Annotated in this window: 18 protein-coding genes and 1 pseudogene; 9 read left to right on the top strand and 10 right to left on the bottom strand. The window is 49.0% G+C overall.

Features of this window, described 5'->3' with window-relative positions:
* From treC to QW71_RS19870, 3 genes are all read right to left on the bottom strand, one after another.
* The gene (treC, locus tag QW71_RS19880) at window positions 1-1,722 is read right to left on the bottom strand and encodes an alpha,alpha-phosphotrehalase (RefSeq protein WP_235441507.1); all 1,722 of its coding nucleotides are present in this window, start codon (window positions 1,720-1,722) and stop codon (window positions 1-3) included.
* A 793-nt stretch (window positions 1,723-2,515) separates the two neighbouring features.
* Window positions 2,516-3,619, bottom strand: a complete 1,104-nt coding sequence (locus tag QW71_RS19875; protein ID WP_200905944.1) for a Gfo/Idh/MocA family protein — start codon at window positions 3,617-3,619, stop codon at window positions 2,516-2,518.
* Between the two features lie 23 nt (window positions 3,620-3,642).
* Complete coding sequence (locus tag QW71_RS19870) at window positions 3,643-4,302, bottom strand: ThuA domain-containing protein (RefSeq protein WP_039302514.1); 660 nt, start codon at window positions 4,300-4,302, stop codon at window positions 3,643-3,645.
* Between the two features lie 175 nt (window positions 4,303-4,477).
* On the opposite strand from QW71_RS19870, the gene QW71_RS19865 reads away from it, so the two are divergent.
* The 3 genes from QW71_RS19865 (at window position 4,478) to QW71_RS19855 (ending at window position 7,760) form a co-directional block, all read left to right on the top strand.
* Window positions 4,478-5,311, top strand: coding sequence for a helix-turn-helix domain-containing protein (locus tag QW71_RS19865; RefSeq protein ID WP_039302511.1), 834 nt, complete (start codon window positions 4,478-4,480; stop codon window positions 5,309-5,311).
* 128 nt (window positions 5,312-5,439) lie between these two features.
* A complete protein-coding gene (locus QW71_RS19860; protein ID WP_039302508.1) occupies window positions 5,440-6,471 on the top strand; it encodes an ROK family protein in 1,032 nt (343 codons plus the stop codon).
* Between the two features lie 89 nt (window positions 6,472-6,560).
* Entirely contained in the window at window positions 6,561-7,760 is a 1,200-nt protein-coding gene (locus QW71_RS19855) for a sugar MFS transporter (RefSeq protein ID WP_047013874.1), read from the top strand.
* Between the two features lie 68 nt (window positions 7,761-7,828).
* Here the strand turns inward: QW71_RS19855 and QW71_RS19850 are convergent, their stop codons facing one another.
* A complete protein-coding gene (locus tag QW71_RS19850; protein ID WP_039302505.1) occupies window positions 7,829-8,512 on the bottom strand; it encodes a GDSL-type esterase/lipase family protein in 684 nt (227 codons plus the stop codon).
* Between the two features lie 266 nt (window positions 8,513-8,778).
* Between QW71_RS19850 and QW71_RS19845 the strand changes: the two genes are divergently transcribed.
* Window positions 8,779-9,420 carry a pectate lyase gene (locus QW71_RS19845; protein ID WP_200905945.1) on the top strand — a complete coding sequence of 214 codons (642 nt, stop codon included), beginning with the start codon at window positions 8,779-8,781 and terminating at the stop codon, window positions 9,418-9,420.
* A gap of 102 nt (window positions 9,421-9,522) precedes the next feature.
* A pseudogene (locus QW71_RS39090) lies at window positions 9,523-9,732 on the top strand (SOS response-associated peptidase family protein); the annotation flags it as partial.
* Between the two features lie 29 nt (window positions 9,733-9,761).
* On the opposite strand, the gene QW71_RS41435 reads toward QW71_RS39090, so the two are convergent.
* Window positions 9,762-9,875: a YjcZ family sporulation protein gene (locus QW71_RS41435; RefSeq protein WP_235441509.1), complete on the bottom strand. Its 114-nt coding sequence runs from the start codon at window positions 9,873-9,875 to the stop codon at window positions 9,762-9,764.
* A gap of 703 nt (window positions 9,876-10,578) precedes the next feature.
* Between QW71_RS41435 and QW71_RS19835 the strand changes: the two genes are divergently transcribed.
* A complete protein-coding gene (locus QW71_RS19835) occupies window positions 10,579-10,968 on the top strand; it encodes a DNA-directed RNA polymerase subunit alpha C-terminal domain-containing protein (RefSeq protein ID WP_039302498.1) in 390 nt (129 codons plus the stop codon).
* Between the two features lie 475 nt (window positions 10,969-11,443).
* On the opposite strand, the gene QW71_RS19830 is transcribed toward QW71_RS19835, so the two are convergent.
* Both QW71_RS19830 and QW71_RS19825 read right to left on the bottom strand, forming a co-directional pair.
* Window positions 11,444-11,731, bottom strand: coding sequence for a hypothetical protein (locus tag QW71_RS19830; protein WP_039302495.1), 288 nt, complete (start codon window positions 11,729-11,731; stop codon window positions 11,444-11,446).
* Window positions 11,732-11,772: 41 nt separating this feature from the next.
* Window positions 11,773-12,195, bottom strand: a complete 423-nt coding sequence (locus QW71_RS19825) for a hypothetical protein (RefSeq protein ID WP_039302492.1) — start codon at window positions 12,193-12,195, stop codon at window positions 11,773-11,775.
* A gap of 350 nt (window positions 12,196-12,545) precedes the next feature.
* Here QW71_RS19825 and QW71_RS19820 point away from each other — a divergent pair, with 350 nt between their 5' ends.
* A complete protein-coding gene (locus tag QW71_RS19820; protein WP_235441505.1) occupies window positions 12,546-13,229 on the top strand; it encodes a hypothetical protein in 684 nt (227 codons plus the stop codon).
* A gap of 55 nt (window positions 13,230-13,284) precedes the next feature.
* On the opposite strand, the gene QW71_RS19815 is transcribed toward QW71_RS19820, so the two are convergent.
* From QW71_RS19815 to QW71_RS19805, 3 genes are all read right to left on the bottom strand, one after another.
* The gene (locus QW71_RS19815) at window positions 13,285-14,061 is read right to left on the bottom strand and encodes an NAD(P)-dependent oxidoreductase (protein ID WP_039302489.1); all 777 of its coding nucleotides are present in this window, start codon (window positions 14,059-14,061) and stop codon (window positions 13,285-13,287) included.
* Between the two features lie 136 nt (window positions 14,062-14,197).
* Entirely contained in the window at window positions 14,198-14,410 is a 213-nt protein-coding gene (locus tag QW71_RS19810) for a helix-turn-helix transcriptional regulator (RefSeq protein WP_039302486.1), read from the bottom strand.
* Window positions 14,411-14,418: 8 nt separating this feature from the next.
* Window positions 14,419-14,733, bottom strand: a complete 315-nt coding sequence (locus tag QW71_RS19805; RefSeq protein WP_039302483.1) for a DUF6442 family protein — start codon at window positions 14,731-14,733, stop codon at window positions 14,419-14,421.
* Window positions 14,734-15,096: 363 nt separating this feature from the next.
* Between QW71_RS19805 and QW71_RS38115 the strand changes: the two genes are divergently transcribed.
* Window positions 15,097-20,187 carry a CBM35 domain-containing protein gene (locus QW71_RS38115; RefSeq protein WP_052770095.1) on the top strand — a complete coding sequence of 1,697 codons (5,091 nt, stop codon included), beginning with the start codon at window positions 15,097-15,099 and terminating at the stop codon, window positions 20,185-20,187.
* A gap of 68 nt (window positions 20,188-20,255) precedes the next feature.
* Entirely contained in the window at window positions 20,256-20,729 is a 474-nt protein-coding gene (locus QW71_RS19795; RefSeq protein ID WP_235441508.1) for an S-layer homology domain-containing protein, read from the top strand.
* Window positions 20,730-20,806 lie beyond the last annotated feature (77 nt).

Raw genomic sequence — 20,806 nt, 5'->3', positions numbered from 1 at the left:
TTAAGTATTAGATGTTGTTAACCACATATAGGAAGCATAAGGACTCAGCTGAAGCTCTTGGGTTAATGCAGGTGCATCGGCTGTATTACCGGTTAGAAGCTTGTCCGTACCCGCTTGGCTTAAGTCTGCCCAATGCTTGTCCGCGAACCGGAAGCTAATTTCCTTGCTGCTGAAGTTCGAGACCACAACAAGGGTCTCCCCTATCCCTGTCCGGGCATAAGCGAACACTTCGGGATGACCTTCATCCAATCTGCGGAATACACCTTCGATGAATACAGCATGCTCTTTGCGCAGAGCAATCAGCTTGCGGTAATGATGGAGGATCGAATCCGGCCGTTCCAGCTCCTTCTGCACATTAATGTCCGGGTACCGCTCGTCGACCTTCAGCCAGGGCGTACCGCTGGTGAATCCGGCATTCGGACTGTCATCCCACTGCATCGGCGTACGGGAATTGTCGCGCGAACGCTCCTGTAGGATGCTGAGGGCCGCTTCCGGGCTCTTGCCCTGTTCCTGCAGAATGCGGTACATGTTCAGGGACTCAATATCGCGGAATTCTTCGATGCCCTTCCACTTCGGGTTCGGCATGCCGATTTCCTCGCCCTGATAGACATAAGGCGTTCCTTGAAGTCCATGCAGCGTTGTAGCCAGGAGTTTCGCGCTTTCTTCGCGGTAGACATCATCATCGGTGAATCTGGAGAGGGCCCGCGGCTGATCATGATTGTTGAAGAATAAAGCGTTCCAGCCTCCGCCCTGCTGCATCCCGGTCTGCCACTCACTGAACAGCCGTTTCAATGCCTCGAAATCATAGGGCATCAGCTCCCACTTCCGTCCGCCCGGATAATCCACCTTCAGATGGTGGAAATTGAAGGTCATGGAGAACTCCCGCTCTTCAGGGTTCGAGTAGCGGATACAATGTGCAAGGGTAGTGGAGGACATCTCCCCGACCGTCACCATCTCAAACGGGCCGAATACCTCTTCATACATGTCTTTGATGTATTCATGAACCCGTGGTCCGTCCGTATAGAACTTCCGTCCATCCCCCGGCGGTATACTCCCGTCATCATTAGGGAACTGCTGGTCCTTGGAAATTAAATTAATGACATCCATCCGGAACCCGTCCACACCCTTGCGTGCCCAGAACAGCATCATATCGCTGACCGCTCTGCGGACCTCTGCATTCTCCCAATTCAGATCGGCCTGAGTCTTGTCGAACAAGGTAAGATAATATTGTCCTGAAGCTTCATCGAACTGCCAGGCAGGCCCCCCGAACTTCGATTGCCAGTTATTCGGCAAGCCGCCGCCTGGTGCCGGGTCTTTCCAGATATAATAATTACGATACGGGTTGTCCTTGCCTGAAATCGACTGTTTGAACCATTCATGCTCCGTCGAGGTATGATTAACCACGATATCGGTCATCAGCTTCATGCCGCGCCGGTGCAGCTCCTCTATCAGCTCATCGAAATCCTCCATCGTGCCAAAATCAGGGTTAATATTCTCATAATCCGCTACATCGTAACCGTTATCATATTGGGGCGAGACATAGACCGGCTGAAGCCAGACTATATCAATACCAAGCTCCTGCAAATAATCCAATTTCTCAGTAAGGCCTCTTATATCTCCCGTTCCATTACCTGTCGTGTCCTTGAAGCTCTTCGGATACACCTGATACACTGTGGACCGGCGCCACCATTCTGAATACCGGGACTGGGTCAAATTAAGCACCTCCAAAAGAATTGCTGTATTTCAATCATTAAACTTGTATATACAAGGTCAAACACTTCACACAGTTTAAACCTGTATATACAGGTTGTCAATAGGGGTAATCCGTTAGTGGTGTGTGGTATGCGGTGTGCGTAAGACAGATGTTTGCGTAGTACAGATAAATGATATTAAGACAGGGGGAAAGGTATAAGGGGGGAATGTAGCGGCAATAGCCGTGAATGCGATGATAATGAAAGTGTAGCGGGAACTGCGGGAACTGCACTAATAGCGGTGATAGTTACTGAATAGTATCTTTAACACTAATTGATCACGTCACTCTAGAGAGTCTCTCGTTATGCATAAGTAACAGTAATATTGGGTTAAATCAAGGGTGTGTGAGCAATCTGCAGCGGGAAATTGTACATGTATCGCATTTGTGGCTCATTTTGATAAGTTTGTCTCTAGTCCAATATTAATTAAGTGGAAAATGTACATCTAAATTCCAATAACCAAACAGACTATAAACAATAAATGGATAAAGAGCATCTAATTATTCCATTTCTCTAGTGAAAGGCATATTCGGCAGAATTAATTGTTCTTTTTCCACTTATTATCCTATTTTTAGTATTGGATGAGATATTAAACGTCGTTTTTCCACTTATTTCGATTGATCAGCATCGGGTTACAGACCAAGTTAGTCAAACTGCTGGCGCGACAAGGTACGTACCAGGGTAGCTGAGCCACGCACGAAAACGGCGATCCATCCCCATAACCCGGGGCAGATCGCCGTTTTTGACTATACAAGCTACCTTAACTACTCCAAATAACCCTTAACCAAACCCAGCGGCAGCAGCTTCGGCTGCTCGCAGCGGGTCGCCAGCTCCGCATAACGCTTAGTATCTGAGCTGGTGTGGAACGCATGCATGATCTCGAGCACATGATTCGCCAGCTCTCCGTTCGCCCGCGGGGTGTCTCCTGTCCCGATGCAGCGGGCCATATCCGCTACGCCAATGCCGCGGCTGTTCCCGGCATAATTGTAGATCAGCGGAATCTCCTGGAATTCCGTGCTGTGCGCCGGACGCAGCAGGACCGGACCGCCGAAGGTATTCGGATCGGGTACGATCAGTGTGCCGAGCGAGCCGTAGATTTCGATCCGCGGCAAGGTGCTGTGCCAGACATCAAAGCTCGTAATCATCGTAGCCACGGCACCGCTGGCGAACTCGATGGTTCCGGCCACATGTGTAGGGACTTCGACATCAACCACCTTGCCGAACTTCTTCTCACTGGTGATCGTCCGCGATGCGAATGAGGTTTTGGTGATCCCGCATACCGTCTTCGCCGGGCCGAGCAAGGATACCAGTGCCGTAAGATAATACGGCCCCATATCAAACATCGGGCCGCCGCCGGCCTGATAGTAGAACTCAGGGTCCGGATGCCAGCTCTCATGACCATGGCAGAGCATGAAGGCGGTTGCAGCAACCGGCTCTCCGATATAGCCGTCCGCAATCAGCTTGGCGCAGGTTTGCAGGCCGCCTCCGAGGAAGGTGTCCGGTGCGCAGCCGACGAACAGATTCTTTTCTTTTGCCAGCTCAACAAGCTCGGTTCCATTCTCTAGCGTCAGTGACAGCGGCTTCTCCACGTACACATGCTTGCCGGCCAGCAGAGCCTGCTTACAGACATCGAAGTGGAAATTAGGCGTCGTCAGATTCACGACAATCTCGATCTCTTCCGAAGCCAGCAATTCCTCTGTCGTCCATACATGAGGAACTCCATATTTCTCCGCTGCCTGCGCGGCCCGCTCAGGGTCCAGATCGGCACAGGCGTAGACCTCCGTATTCACAAAGGTTCCGGTCAAATTCTCAAAATAAATGCCGCTGATATTCCCGCAGCCGACGATGCCTACCTTCACTTTACGCACAATGAGTCCCACCTTGTCTCGGTTTATTTTGCTGCCCAGATGAAGCCTTTACGCATCAGTTCCTTGGCTTCCGGAATATTGAAGACATCCGCATGATGTCCAAGCGAATTATAGAATACCTTGCCCTGGCCCCAGCGTTTCGTATAAACAACCGGCATGGTGATCACACCGTTCGCCGAATGGTCGCCTTCGCTCAGCACAAAAGTCGTAGTAGCCAGTACATCTACCGCAGGATCTACATGCAGATAATACTGCTCGGACTTCACCTTGAAATCCGGGATGCCTTCCACAATCGGGCTGGAGCCGGATCTTACGATGTTCACTTCATAATCCACTCCGTCGTTGAAGGGATGCGCCACCCACTGTGACCCGGTCAAAAATTGCCATTCTGTATTGTTACGGAAGGAGTCGCACATCCCGCCGTGACAACCGGCAATGCCTACCCCGGAAGCCACAGCCGCCAGCACCGCTGCCACCTGTTCACCTGCAATTTCACCCATTGTCCATACCGGCACAATCAGGCTCAATTCCTTAAGCGCCTCGGCGTTGTTGAAGCTGTCCAGCGTATCCGACACCTCTACCTCGAACCCTTCAGCCTCCAGAATACCGGCAAAAATAGCCGCAACCTCATTCGGTTCATGACCATCCCATCCGCCTTTTACAATCAATGCCTTCTTCGCCATATCAAGTTCTCCTTTTTATCCTGAAATCAAATTTGGTTTTGGAATGAATAGCACGTCTATACCCTGAAGAAATTGTAATCCAAACCGGTGGCGGATGCTCGCCATTTTGCTTGTATGAATGGTCATTTTTTGCTATGTTTAGATCTAAATAGCGAAGATCAGAACAGGAGATATCATGAGAGCTTTTCACGAGAACAGAACGTATGGAACAGCTTTTCCCTTCACTGCATTTGTGAGTCACAATATAGATTTCCTGGCCCACTGGCATAACGATCTGGAGATCATCTATGTACTGGAAGGCTCGATCCGGATGGGGATCAACTCGGAGACACGGGTTCTGCGCGCAGGCGATCTAGCCGTATGCAGCAGCGGAGATATTCATTACTATGACAGCAAGGACAACACATCGAAGCTTATTCTTGTCATCTTTAACCCGGCGCTGATCGGCTTCCCTGCAGGCTGGCCCCTGAATCTGCGGCTCACCTCCCCTTTCCGGGAGAACCGGCCGTCTACACCGGAGGATGAGGCCATTAACCGCCGTCTGTACGCGATTATGCAGGAGCTGCTGCAGGAGCATCTTCTGAAGCCTCCGCATCACGAGCAGCTGATGACCGGCCTTTTGCACGAGCTGTGCGCATTGATTCTGCGGCATATGCCGCTGGGATTAGTCAATCCTCATAAGGATAAACGTCGCATTACGAATATGAAGATCATGCAGGAGGTCCTGGAATACCTTGACGTCAATTACATGCATCCCATCACCCTTGCCGACGCCGCCAATCACGCCAACATGAGCCTGTTCTATTTCTCCCGCTTCTTCAAAAGCATCTCGGGCATGAGCTACGTCGCCTATCTCAATAGTATCCGGGTCAACCAGGCCGAGCGGCTGCTGCTGAATACCGGCAAAAGCATACTCGATATCGCGCTGGAATGCGGTTTCTCCAACATCCGCACCTTCAACCGTGTATTTAAACAGGTCAAGCAGCGGACACCGAGTGAGCTTCGTTGATCATGTGTTAATGCTGCGGTGCGGTTCTGCTAATCATCTCTTGCTTATTTGCCGGGAAGTCACTACAATACACTTGTTACAACTCTTTTAATAATAGAATTATAATCATCCGGGAGGAAGGTTACGATATGGTAAATCCGTCTCATAACACACAGCTGGTGAAGAAAATAAATGTGGAACTGGTTAAAAATATACTCCGCACATCCGGCACAGGCACCAAAGCATCTATTGCCGGGCAGACCCGGCTGAGTGTTGCCACCTGCGGCACCATTCTCAATGAACTGGTTCAGACCGGGGAGATTCTGGAGCTTGGGTGGGAGGAATCCAGCGGAGGCAGACCGGCACGGAAATATCAGTTCAACGCCAATTATTCCCTCATGATCTGTATGATCGTGCGTTCGGAGGGCGGGATTCAATCCATTAGCTATGCGCTGGCGAATCTGAATGGTGAGATCATGGAGCAAACGGATAAGGTGCATGAGCAAATTACCATAGACACCCTCACGGACTGGCTGGATCAGATTATTGAGGTACACCCGAATGTTCAGGCGGTCGGCATCGGCATTCCCGGTGTAGTCCAGCAGGACCGGATTGGGATCTGTGATGTTCCGGCGCTCGCAGATCAGCCCCTTGGCATTCTGCTGAAGGAGCGCTATGAAGAGGTTGAGATTATTATCGAGAACGATATGAATCTGACGGTTTACGGCTTGTATCAGCGGCTGTTTCCGGATGAGGAGAGCCATTTTGCCGTGCTGACCTTCCCCAAGAACCATTTCCCGGGGGCCGGCTTTATGGTGAATGGACGATTGCTTAACGGGAACAGCTTTTTCAGCGGAGAAGTGTCTTACCTGCCTTATGGCATTCCGAGGGAGCAGCAGCTGCAGCTCCTGCAGAAGGGCGGAGATTCCGTCAAGCTGGCTATACATGCACTGGTATCCATTATCAGCATTATTAACCCTGCTACGATCGTCGTCACCGGTGACAATATGTCGCCTGAGATGCTGGAGGATCTGCGCAGCGGGTGCCAGGAGATTATTCCGCCCGAGCATATGCCTGAGCTGATCATCCAGAATGACACCCGCCGGGAATACATGGCAGGACTGATTACAACAACCATGGAAAGCCTGACCTACCGGTTCCAGCTGGTGGAACGGAAGTAAGCCAAACATTATTTTATCATCATTCAGGAGGCATCACTTTGAAGGCTCAAGCACGCAATTCTGCAGGCAAACGCAACACGATCTATATCATGCAGCTCGTAACCATCTTTCTGGGCTTTGTCGTCTTCGGGATCTCGGAAAATATTAAAGGACCTGCAATCCCGCGGATTCAGCTCGCTTTCAATCTGGAGGAAGGACAGTTGGGTACACTGCTCTCGCTGAATGCGCTGGGCTACCTGATCGCCTGTTCGTTCACTGCTATTCTCGTCCGCAAATGGGGCATCAAGGCGGTCAGCATTATTTCATTCGGTTCAATGGTTCTCTCCGGAGTACTGATTTTCCTGTCGCATACCTACCCTTTATTCGCTTCCTCCTACTTCCTGATGTACATCGGCAACGGGATGCTGGAGATTGGCCTGGCGATTCTGGGAGCACGTATTTTTGTAAAAAACACGGGGATGATGATGAATTTATCCCACTTCTTCTATGGACTGAGTTCGACTGTAGCGCCGCTGCTGGCCACCGGGGTTATGTCGCTGAGTGTGTTTGGACATATGCTGGACTGGCGCGGAATGTATCTGGTGATGCTGTCGCTCTGCCTGCTGCCGATTGTATCGGCGCTGCGCAGTACGTTTCCCGGAGATGATCTGCCGCATGAGGACCGCACCTCCTTCAAGACCTTAATGCGCGATCCTGCGCTCTGGATGATGGTAATGATCCTGTCCTTCGGGGTTGTCTCCGAGCTCGCCGTGGGCGGCTGGCTGGTTAATTTTCTGGAAAAAGCTTACGCCTGGGATACCGTCAAGGCCTCCGGCATGCTGTCCGCCTTCTTCCTGCTGTTCTCGCTGGGAAGACTCGTAATCGGACCGCTGACAGACCGGATCGGCTTCGTGCTCTCGCTGATTATCTTCTCAATGCTCTCGGCAGGTTGTACCTTTGTAGCGCTGGCCGGCGGGGAAAGCCTGGCTTTTCTGTTCGCCTTGTCCGGGGCAGGGATCGCGATCATCTACCCTACCGTCATGGCCTTTATTGCCCGCCGCTATCCTAACGGGAGTGATACTGCGATTACTTTTGTGGTGACGCTAATGGGTCTCGGCAGTGTTATTGGAAACTATATTATCGGCTGGGTGATTGAACTCGTTAAGACGATCTATGGCCGTTCAAGCGAGCTTGGTCTGCTGCGCGGCCTGCAGGCGGGCTATGGCTTCATCGGGTTATGTGCTGCGGTCTGCTCCGTGTCGGGAATTGTGCTGTATGTGTATTTGAAGCGGAAAGGGGAACTGATCTGAGGGAGTGTTATAACTGAACAGCGGCTCTCTTGCTCCGGAGGACCGCTGCTTTGCATTGAGTCATGCGCTTATAGATATTCTTTTAGATTATTAAGTACCACCGCGTACCCATTCGCATGCATATGAATCCCGTCCATCGTGTACTTTTCGTTCAGATTCCCTTCCTCATCCGTCAACCCTTCATTCACATTAATGAACGCATATCCATGCTGCGCTGCTAGCTTCTCCACTTCGGCATTGGCTTCGCGTAACGCGGCATTTGTTCTGGTGCTGAACATTCCTGCCTTCATCTCTTGATCCACTCCGCTGAAATCAGCCTTAGCGTTCACCGGATAGTACGCCATGACATACACCTTGCATTCCGGCAGCCTTCCTCCGATCTTCGTCAGAATCTCATTATAGTTCGCAAGCAGATGCCCGACTTGATATTCGCCGTCTGCTGAGCTGATGTCATTGGTGCCAATATTAATGAACAGCTTAGAAGGCTCCAACTCAACAATACATTCCTCCAAGGAATTTAACAGCTCACTGGTTACATAGCCTGCAATTCCGCGGTTGTAAATAATCGTCTGCTTCTCCAGCGTCTGCTGTAATTCATTAACCGGAAAATATTCCATCAGTGAGGAGCCGGCCATTACGGTCTGTCCTTTCTTGGCGTATGTATTCAGAATCTTATACTTTCTTACTTTCTCTTCTTTCTCTCTTCTCATATTATTGTTCATAATTTCGTGGATAAGTTCTTCCTGCGTCAATGTAATCTCCTCCATTTCTACTATTGTTATACACTATATCTAAGCTTGCCGCTCCCTCCAAATTGTGTCGGAAATATGGTAATTGATCTCAGCAGAACTAATTTGTTCTATGCACACGTGTTCCGAATATCCTATATATCGGGTGCGGGCAGAGGTGCACATCTGGTCAGGACACCCGCAAGATTCCGGTTCGCCGGATCTATACTCTACAGTTGAAGGGCGGAATATTATTGAAAAAGGTTGCGGGCTTACTCCTGTCGGTTGTTATGTTGTCTTCGTTCTATGTTGCCAGTCCGGCCAAGGTATCCGCTGCAACGCCAATTGTTGTCAGTACAACGATTGTAGTTCCAGCAGGAGAAACCTTTAACGGCAATGGCCAGACTTATGTCGCCAATGCCAGTACACTTGGAGATGGCAGCCAGGCAGAGAACCAGAAGCCAATCTTCCGGCTGGAGAAGAATGCTACACTCAAAAATGTAATTATCGGTGCTCCCGGCGCAGACGGGGTGCACTGTTATGGAAACGCTACAATCTCTAACGTGACCTGGCAGGATGTGGGCGAGGATGCATTGACGCTGAAAGCCTCCGGTACAGTCAATATTACGGGCGGAGGTGCATATAAAGCTTACGATAAAGTCTTCCAGGCAAACGCTGCGGGCACAATCAACATTAAGAACTTCAGAGCCGACGACATCGGCAAGCTGGCCCGCCAGAACGGCGGAACCTCCTACGCCGTGAACTTCACACTGGACAGCTCTGACATCTCGAATGTCAAAGATTCCATCTTCCGTACAGACAACAGCAGCAGCGCCGCAAAAATCACCAACACCCGCTATCACAATGTACCCACCCTGTTTAAGGGCTTTGCCTCAGGTAAAACCAGCCAGTCGGGCAACACCCAATATTAAGGTGAAGTAAGCTGGCATAGCTACAACCGAATAATTAATCCAACACTTACCTCCTCTATCCTAAGAAGCCAAGCGCTATAATTGGATGAGGAGGTTGATTAAATGTGTGGACGCTTTACCATTACGGTCACCCTGGAAGAACTAATTACGCACTACTTAATCGATGACAGCAAATTAGCTACGCTGAAACCCAATTATAATGTAGCTCCTATGCATAATGTTCCAGCGGTAATCGCCAGTGACGAGGGAAACCGCTTGGGGGAACTGCGTTGGGGGCTGGTACCGTTTTGGGCCAAGGATGAGAAGATCGGCAGTAAGATGATCCCATTAGTTAAAATGTATTACAGTACAAATGCTTTAGAGATAATTACTAACAGAATGAACAGAACTAAAATCCCTGCCGTAGATGTAAATCCGCCGCTAAATCCGCCGTATCCTCCCACATTTTCACTCATTATGATTTCCTCCATTGAATTAAAGTACATCATAGGATATGCGGATCGTTGTACCCTGCTTGGGTATATCGGAAAACGAATTAATACTCAATGTATGCAGATACATATTCAGCGCAATCAATTGTATAACTTTGCAAAGACCCATCAGGTTGTTTGATTTTGATAATTCCTACTCCTTCGTGAAGTTTAAGAATTTCATCCAATAATTCATTTGTATATTCATGATCGAAATCACTTTCAATGATAGCGCCATCTTTAAACTTAAAAATTATAGTTGCCATCTCCTCACCTCAATACTTATCTTATTCACCCAGTCTTTTCTGAGTTATAAAAAAAGGCCCAACAACCAGTTAAGGAAGGGGCATATTTAGAGGATTGAAATGGAGTCTTTAATATTATTCCACCGGAAATATCGCATAATCAAACGTATCCTATTTTGATTTGTAGTGATTGTGAAGAGCGAGCTTTAAAAAGTCTTAAGAAGCATATTGAAAAAATGAATGAGATGTCGATTAAATATCATTTAAAACAAACCCGCCAGCTTGCCCGGCGGGTTTGTTTGCATTAATGTCGTATTATTTTACGCATGTTACGTTTGAAAAGTCTTTCATTTGGTTAACTGTTTTTATATAAAAAGAAGTTAACCTTGCTCCTTTTTAGTATTTAATGAATCTACTATACTTACTTAATAAGGTGATGAAATATGCAAAATGCAGTGTCTGGAAATATGCCTTTAATGCACTACATCCCCGTACCCGAAGTCTTTCACCCTTTCCCTATCCACTTTTTACGAATCGCAGCTCCAGACTATTCCAATAAAAGCATCTCCAGAATTCTCAATTCACTACAGGAAAATGATTATACAATAATTGATAAGGTGTTAAATACAACCGTGCAGGATTTAAAGCAGACGAGGAATTTTGGAGAAAAAGGGCTCCATATACTTTTAGATTTATTAAACACTATTTCAGATAAACCCGAGTTAATTTTGGAAACAGGGTCTTTAGATAAACCTTTGCGGGATGAAATCGAACGATTAAAACGTATACCTCCTGTAAAGAAACAACTTTTTGATTTAGGAATTGATATATAAATATAACCCCCCAACCAGTTTGACTTATCTGCCTGCAAACCCGTCAGGTAATTCAAACTCACCTCTTCAGTAATATGTATCAGCGATTTTCACACTTTCTGGGCTCCACTTTCGGACCTTCCCACCACTATCAATTGTGCAACCGGCGAGTTTACCACGGCGTTCAACTATAGATACCGGGTATTGTAATAAAGTAGCTGTAAGAAACTCTGCATCCGTTTTCAGAACTTTGTATGCATTACTCAATACGATCCCTCTTTTATACCAAAACACCCCGCTAATGATGGCAGACACGGGACTTCCACATACTCTTAATATAATTACTTTTTTTCACACTCTGTATGTGACGATAAGGAAAATTTTCCTTATCGCAAAGAAATACCCCACCATTACTGGTGGGATACGGTTCTTCCGTTAATACAATCATAAATGATATCGCATGAATCTTAAAATTTATCTATCGTCGTTTTTGGAACTAAAAATCAGAAGTAGCAATTTGAATTGTACCAGTTGCAGCACCAGCAGCTGTGGTCTGGAGAGCGGCTACCAACAGCAAAGCAACTTCCAACGTGAGGCTATTGGTTGGAGGTATTACATAAGTGATAACAGGGGCATTGACACGTGTAACTACAAGATTGATCGGAGCCGGACCGTTATTATTAACGGTAATTGTTGCATTTGCTCCACCGTTCAAGTTCTCAAAATAAGATTTACCAATATTGGCAGCCAGAGAGTAAAACTGCTGAGGTAAGAGAATCGCCATAAGAATCACCTCCTAAAACTAGATATTGTGTGATCCAATTTTTAGTCAGAAACCAGGATAGCATCGAAGCTTTCAGGACCGACACGAATTGTTCCAAGCAAGTTAGAAGATACAAATGCTGTGTAAGTCAATTGCGGGGTGATCGGCGGCACAAAGTCATCAGCAGAGAAAGCAATTACCTGCGGAGCCAGAACACTGAGACTGAAGGTCGATGTAGCCGAGTAAACCAACGGATCAGTAGGCAACGTTCCTCTGACAATCGTAATCGTAATTCCTACCAATGCTAACGGAAGCGACACGGATATCGTTCCTTTAAGCAGAACACGCGGATTTGTTGTTACTCCTTGAGTGATTAGTCCGACTTGGCCAAAAAGCTGTGGTGTGTTAATCACCAAAATCGGGATAGAAATGGAGTTAGCATAACTCGCATTCTGCGATGTTCTTCCATCGAGATAAGTTCCCATATTAAGCACCTCCCTTTTTCTTAACATACAATATAGTATGATTGGACTTGCTACAGCGCTTGTGTACTTGTCCATCAACAAATGCTTGCATAATAAGAAAGGGAGGTGCACATAAGACAAGAGTCCGCCATAAACGATAGATATACCACGTGATTTTTATTGTTATATAAATTCTCTTCTACTTAATGCTTGCGAATTTACTCTTTATCTGTGTACCCTTTACCCGCTTCCTCCAGCGTATCAATTCGTTTCTTATCTTCCTGGGACAATTCGTCCGCTTCAGGTGGGTATCCCAGGAACCGACACGGCCGCCCAGAGCTTTAACAATTTATTAACATCCGGATTGTAGGATGCTATTGACCGTATTCAGCGGAATGAACGGAGGGATTCACATCAGGGAACTACTTGACCGTTACCGGGGGGATTATCAGGAGCGCACCGCCATGGTCAACGCCGTATCTCTGGCTGTTAATGCGGTGATCGGTGCAGGCAAGCTGATTCTTGGCGTGTACCTCCTTTCCGGCTGGTTGATCACCAATGCCATTTATTATTTGATTCTCAGTGTGGCAAGAGGCCAGGCGCTCCACAAGTACGCAGCCGTTAAACAAATCGAACAACCCGGCGAGAGGCTCCAGCTGGAGCACACCATTTACAGGCGCGGCGGCCTGTTCCTTTGCCTGCTGGGCATCAGTTATCTGCTCGTTTCCCTGCGGATGTATGTCCTCGGGGATGCCCTTATTTTCAGCGGAAACCTTGTCTATCTCGTTGCTGCCGTTTCATTCACCAAGCTTGGAATGGCAGTTTACGGTATGACGGCTAACCGGCATCTGAAGGGTCCCATAGTATCCACACTCAAAATATTCAGCTTCACTGACGCCTTGGTATCCATCGTAGTCACTCAATACACCCTGCTGATTATGCAGCAATCCCCCGGAGCTCTGGACAGCAGCGCTTTGCTCGGGATGGGTTTCAGCCTTTTATTTATATGTATAGGTATGTATATGGCTTGCACAAAAAAGGCACGCGAAAGATAATCTTCGCATGCCTTCTTTTCATACAGGTAACAGAAATCGCGGTTTACACTGCTTCCTACTCCTGCTGGCCTCCCTGATATTCGGTTTCATCCTTGCGTATTTCCCGGCCCGCCGCCTTGGCCTGTTCGAGCAGCTCCGCCGCATCATCCTGAGGCTTGTACCCGATCAGCTCCTCCAGATAACCGATCGTATAATAGTTGTCACTATTCGCCGAGGTCCCGTACAGATTCAAATATTGCAGTTCCTCATCCGCCTGAATACAGCAGTTGACCAGCTGCAGCAAATCACGCTCCGAGATCCAGATATGCCCTGCCCGCTCCGAATGGGGCCGGTCGTCCCCGGGGAAGTTGCCGATCCGGATATTCAGCGAAGAGATTTTGCCCTGGTCCGAATAGAGGCGGCCCAGCAGCTCAATATAACATTTGCTTAATCCATAGAAGCTGTCCGGCCGGTAAGGGTCAGACGGTCCCGTTGTCTCATCCGACTTATAATAACCGGTCGCATGATTGGAGCTGGCGAATATAATGCGCCGCACCCCATTCTGCACCGCCGCCTCAAACAGCTTATACGCACCCGCTACATTCCCCTGAAGCACTTTACCGAGGAAATCGTCTTCATCCTTAATCCAGGCAAAGTGGAGCACCGTATCGACATCCTTAGTAAGCTCCGCCAGCCGTGCTTCATCATTAATGTCCAGTTCAACGATCCCCTGCTCTTCGTCTGCCTGTATATCTGCGCCGGTAACCTCGTATCTGCCGTCTTCGTTCAGCCCTTTGAAGAGTGCGTTGCCGATTCTTCCAGCCGCTCCGGTCAGTAAAAGTTTGCGTTTCATTCATCCCATGCCCCTTTCCAGCCTGCTAGTCCTAAGCATTATTAACCGCTGGAGGGGAAAAGATTACAAACAGCTTGAATTTTGCTGCAATACCAAAATAAGCCCGCCGGTAAGCGGGCCGGCAGAGCTTTTAGATTCACAGATCAAAATAAAACAATTCTTCGAATTTCATATCCAAAGCAATACATAAAACAAGCGCCAGCTTTGCAGTAGGATTGAACTGTCCGGTTTCAATCGAACTTATCGTATTCCTTGAAACACCCACCATTTCTGCCAGCTCAGCTTGGGATATTTTTTGCTCTGCCCTGGCCTCCCGCAGCCTGTTTCTCAAAACCAGCTTATCATTCATGTTGACTCCTATCCTGCAATTAAAAAGTACTTTACGAAAAAATAGATGCTTAATACAGGTCCTGCGATAGCTTTAATTAAATCTAATTTTTTTTTAGTTATACTATAGATTCCGATACTTTCACAGCCTAAATACCCCATAAATACCGCTACTAATGCAGTATTCGTCTCTTGGTGGTTATCGTATAAATTATAAACAGCCAGGATGCTAAAAATAATCAGCATACCCAGGACTCCAAATTTTCTGCCTCTATTATGAACAAATTCTCTTCCTTCGTCGTTCTTCTCTTGTCTGCTTTTTTCTAATATCAGTTCCTTTTCCATTAGAAATCCTCCTTTGATTATGACAAGTAAACTTGGCATCTTCATTATAATACGCCAAGTTTACTTGTCAATAATCAATCCGAAATATTACAATATAGACCAGTCAAAATAACATAAGAAAACTAAAAATATAGCAAGAATACCTGGCTTCTCTCCCCGCCCCCTCTCCGGCTCAACCAATCGCTCAAAATATCGCAAAACATGATGCGGAAAAACAGTTCCGCTCTTAATTTATAATGGATGCGTAGCACTATGAATAATGGTAAGCGGTTTCAAAATGCTGGGTCATCTCTTTGCGGAGGAGGACAAGTGAACATAACTTTTGTCAAAATGATCAGAAATTGCTTAGAAAAGGAGATTACTATGAGAAAAAAAAGCTTAAAGCTGCTCCCCCTGGTGTTGATACTTTCATTGCTGCTGTCAGGCATCTCTTACGCGGATGTAACCTCTAATTACGTTAACCCGCTTATGGGCGGTGCTGATCCTACAGTAGCCAGGGCTGCTGACGGTTATTACTATTCTGCATCTTCAGGCGATAATAACATCACTTTGAAAAGGCATGAAACTATTCTCGGTGTATCTACGGCCAAAAGCAAAGTGGTCTGGAAGAAACCGGATAGCTTCGGCTATGTGTGGGGTCCATATATATACAGGCTGGATAGCAAATGGTATCTTTATTTCTCTTCCGGCCCTGAGAATAGCTTCGGATATGGACATCCAAGCTCCTACGTCCTTGAGAATGCTTCACCCGATCCTTTTGAAGGAACCTGGGAACTGAAGGGCGAATCCGCTAATGAAGACAGCAACGGGCAGGTTACGGTCAAGAAGGGGCTGCTGAACACACAGGGTTATGGTTTGGCCTGCGGCGTAGTCTCCATTAAAGGGGAAACCTACTTTACTTATACCAAATACTATTATTTCAAGGACCCGCAGAATCCGGAGAATACGAAATTCGATGAGAGTCCGACGATTGTCAAAATGAAGAACCCGTGGACCCTGGAAGGGCCGGAAGGCACGGTGGCCAAACCGGAATATGATTGGGAAAAGAAAAACGATAATATCAACGAAGGCGCTGCGGTAGTCGAGAGAAACGGTAAAATCTATTTTGCCTACTCGGCCAGCAGCTTCATGAATGATAACTATGCGGTTGGCGTATCCGTTGCAGATGCATCCTCGGATGTGATGAATGCGGATTCATGGGTCAAATATCCTGAGCCTGTGATGAAAAGATCGGATGAGAACAGCTCGTATGGCCCCGGCTCTCCCCTGTTCCTGAAGTCCGAAGACGACAGCGAGGATTGGATTCTGTATCACGGCATACCGACCCATGGGCAAGGCGGCGGGAACAGAGGCATAAGAGCCCAGCGGATTCACTGGGATGATCATGATTTCATCAATCTTGGCATTCCTTCCAACCCCGGCACAGTTCTGAACAGACCTTCCGGAGAAGAGAGAAGCGAAATCTATGAAGCCGAGGAGGCAAAGCTGTCAGGAGTAGCGAGAATCCCCGGAGGAACCGCTTATGCTTCGGGCGGCGTATACCAAAAATACAATAACAGCAGCACTAATGACTATATAGAGTTTACAGTAAACACTACGGCTGGCGGGACCTACTCGCTGGATTTCAGATACAACAATAACACGGCGAATCCGGTTACCATGAAATTAGGCGTTAATGGGGGAGCACCCCGCGATCTTTCCTTCCCTTCGAATGCCGGATTTGAGGCGAATTTCGATCTGAAATCCGTTTATAACCTTCCGCTTAACGCCGGAAGCAACACAATCCGCCTGTCCGGCAAGAGTGCTTTGGCTCTGGATGCCATGATTATCAAGCGCAGCACCTTGTATGAAGCAGAAAATGCCGTGCTGTCCGGAAATGCAAAGGTTGATGCAGATCATCCGGGTTACAGCGGAACGGGATTTGCCGGAGGGCTCTGGACCTCTAGCTCTGCAGTTTCCTTCAAAGTAAATGCCGCTGCTGCCGGCAGCTATTCGGTTAAGCTGGGCTACAGCCTGGGATTCAACGATGACCGGACGCTGACTATGTATGTAAACGGGCAAAAGATTAAGCAGGTCGATTTCTTCAGCCTAAAAAGCTGGGACAGCTGGGCCGACCGCTATGACAATATTTTTCTTCAAGAAGGGGAAAATACAATCACTTATAAATATGACGAAGGCGACACCGGCAACGTCAATCTGGATTTTATAACAGTGACCGAAGCTACAACCTGGCATTATGGAGCTGAAGATGCCAAACTGTCCGGAGCGAATGATGCAGCAGTCGTTTACGCCAAAGACGGCAATCTGGGAACCGGATATGTCACTGGGCTGTCCAAAGCGAACTCTTCCGTGGAGTTTGCGGTAAATGTTGAGAATGCGGCCTCCTATGATGTGAAGCTGAGATATGCCAAGGAAGCTGCAGGCACAACCTATGGCCTGTATTTGAACGGCACGAAGATTAAGAATATTACCCTCCCTTCTACCGGCGGACTTACCATTTGGAAGGAGCAGCTTGACACGTTAAGCCTGAAGGCGGGTAAAAACACAATTACTTATAAGAATGAAACAGGAAACTCCGGCATTCTAAATATGGACAGTATTCATCTTAACAAGCGTACTCCGTGGAGGTATCAGGCCGAAGATGCCACCCGGCAAGGAAGCCTCAAGGTTGTCAGGGATCATTTATGGTATGAAGGCAACGGGTTCGTAGGCGGATTCGAGCAGACCGGGGACACGCTGAAGTTTGAAGTAAATGTTCCTAATACGGCTGACTATACGTCAACTTTGCGTTATTCCGGGGTACAAAGCTCGAATATTACCATGTCGATGATGGTCAATGGACAGAGAATCAAGCAAGTGTCCTTAACTCCGACAGCGAATTGGGATATCTGGGCTAACAGTACGGAGTCCGTGAACCTCAAAGCCGGCAAGAATACGATTGAATTCATCCGCGAACAAGGAGATACCGGCAGATTCAATGTCGACAGTCTCACGATTGATAAGACGAGCGGCGGATTTATGAGCTCGATTGCGGGGAAGATCATTCCGGAGAAAATGGTTAAAATCCAGCCCAAGCACAGCGGAAAAGCATTGGATGTGGACAGAGTCTCCAGTGATCCGCTGGCGGTGATTAACCAGTGGTCTAACGGTGACGGTAATAATCAGCTGTGGAGATTACTTGATCTCGGTACAGGCTATTATCAGATCCAATCGGTCCAAAGCGGCCATGTGCTCGACATTCTTCCCGGTTCAGCAATCCAGCAGCTGTGTCAGAATACGAAAGCTTCCGGAACGATACCGGATACGCAGCAGTGGAAGCTGGAGAAAGACGGAGATTACTACAAGATCATTAACAAAAGCAATAATAAAGTAATCACTGTAGAAGGAGCGTCCAAGAGTGACGGTGCAGCAGTGAGAGTAGCGGATGATCAGGCGAAGGATAACCAGCGGATGAAAATTGAAGTCCGTAACCTCAGCAATAGTGAAATCAGCGCTCTGACCGAGCTGAACGGGCGCTATGATATTACTTTTGATGCGGGTGGCGGAAGTCCGGCGCAGACAGTCGTTCAGGCTGCATACGGCGAGCAGTTAACTGCTCCGGCCGTAATGAATAAAGGTTATGTGCTGGAGGGCTGGTACAACGATTCAGAAAAATGGGATTTTGCCAATCAGACCGTGCCGGGAGTAATGACGCTGACTGCGAAATGGAACCAAAAGGCGCCGGAGGTGCAGATTGTCAGTGAAGGCTTGATGCGGGCGGGTTCAGCTGGAGTACTCCGCGCCGCCGGTAAAGGAGAAGGAACACTGTCCTTCACCTGGTACCTCGACAAGGGCGATGGCTATGGTTATGGCGAGCCGGTCGGTTCGGGCGACAGCCTGACGCTGGCGGCGTTGACGGAAGCGATGAGCGGCTACCGTTATAAGGCGGTTGTGGCAGACGATAGCGGCTTAACCGGCGAGCAGGAATATATATTGCAAGTGCTCCCGGCTGCAGTAGAGTGGATTACCCCTGCCTTCGCGGTAGATTTACCTTCTGCCATGGACGCCGTTGAGGGCGAACCTTTGACGCTGCTTGTTGATGCAACAGGTGACGTGGCGTCTATCGGCTGGGAAATGAAGCGGCCGGACAGCGGCGATTGGCTGCCGCTAACGAGTGTTACCGGTGCAGTATACCGTTTCACGCCGGGAATGGAAGAGAACGGGACAGCTTACCGTGTTGTGCTGACCGGCAAAGCGGAGGTGAATCCGGAACGTATCACCGGAACAGAGCTGGTACTCAAGGTCTATCCGGCACATGAAATACCGGTGGTCCAGACGTTCACGGCAAGTGTAAATCCGGTAAAGGAAGGGGATTCAGTTACCTTTAACATTGTAGCCAATTCTGTGTATGGAGAGCTGAGCTACCGCTGGCTGAAGAACGATCTTGTGCTGGACGGTGCGGCCGGGAGCAGTCTGACACTGGATAAGGCTGCTATATCTGATGCGGGGGCATACAAGGTTGAGGTCATGAACACCCGTATGATCGGGGAGCATACTTATGTGGATACGGTCCCTACAGCGACGATTGAGCTGACTGTCAGCCGTCAGCAGGTAACGCCGACAGATCCGCCGGTGACACCAACGGACCCGCCGGTGACAGCAACAAGTCCGCCTTCATCTACGACGAAGCCTGCGGCAACACCACAGCCTACCGCAACGTCGGGTCCTTCGGCTGCAGTCATTACAGCCGCTCAGCTGAGCAGTCCTGCGGTGAATGGAGTAGTTACAGTGCAGGCGGGGCAAGCGGCTGTGGTTGAGCTTCCGGTGAATGCCGGAGAGCTGCTGGGAACTCATTCCCTGCGTGTGCAGGGAGACGGAATAGAGCTTGTGCTGGCGCCGGAGCTGCTGAAGCAGCTGGCGGAAACCGTGCCTGCTGCCGGGAGCAGCGGTGCCAAGATTGTGCTGAAGGTGCAGCCCAAGACACTGGAAGCTGCGAAGCTGAAGACAGAAGCTGGCGTAGCACTCAAAGGCAAGCTAATGGATTATGACCTGAGTCTGGTAAGGGCAGACGGGACAGCGCTCCATCTGGAGGATTATCCGGTTCCGGTAAGCGTCCGCTGGCCAGCGGATGGGCTTGATTCGAGGCTGCTTGGCCTGTACCGTGTGAGCAGTGACGGTACACTCACCTATCTGGGCGGAGCAGCTGAAGCGGGCGGGCTGACGGGACTTCTTGACGGCAGCGGCACATACGCGCTGCTGGAGTATTCCAAGCAATTCAGCGATGTTCCGCTTACACACTGGGCCTTTGAAGCCTTGCGTGAGCTGTCTGCGAAACATCTGATCAAGGGAATCTCGGAGCAGGTTTATCAGCCGGGCCGGAATATTACCCGGGCTGAATTCGTGCAGCTGATGGCCGGTGCGCTGCAGCTGGGCGGCAGCGGCGGCAGCTGCGTGAGCTGTCTGCGAAACATCTGATCAAGGGAATCTCGGAGCAGGTTTATCAGCCGGGCCGGAATATTACCCGGGCTGAATTCGTGCAGCTGATGGCCGGTGCGCTGCAGCTGGGCGGCAGCGGCGGCAGCAGTGGTAACGGCATCGGGAACGGTGCCGGCAGTGGCACCAGCGGGAACAGCGGGAACGGCGACAGCAGTGGCAACATCGCATTCGCCGATGTTCCACAAGATGCCTGGTACAGGGACGCTCTCTCCGGCATGGTGCAGGCCGGGCTGATTACCGGACGGAGTCCGGTGTCCTTCCAGCCGAATGCAGAGATCAGCCGTGAAGAGATGACTGTTATTCTGATGCGGGCTTACAAGCTCCAGCATGGTGCAATGCCGGCTGCTGCGGACATCATTTCTATGAAGGATGCTGCAAGCATCTCCGGCTGGGCAGCAGAACATGTAGCCGCAGCCGCTTCACTGGGCTTCGTGAACGGACGGGCGGACGGTAACCTTGCTCCAAAGGCTGCCGCCACCCGTGCAGAAGCTGCGCAGATCCTGCTGAATTATTTGAAATAGGCTTTGCGCGGAAGCGGATATTGCCGGCTCTGCAAGGCATAAACAAGGCGCTCCCCCTGGAACAGTATCCGGGGGAG

It is taken from the genome of Paenibacillus sp. IHB B 3415 (assembly GCF_000802655.2).
Classification (GTDB): Bacteria; Bacillota; Bacilli; order Paenibacillales; family Paenibacillaceae; genus Paenibacillus_AQ; species Paenibacillus_AQ phytohabitans.
This window is presented reverse-complemented; position numbering and strand designations above follow the sequence as displayed.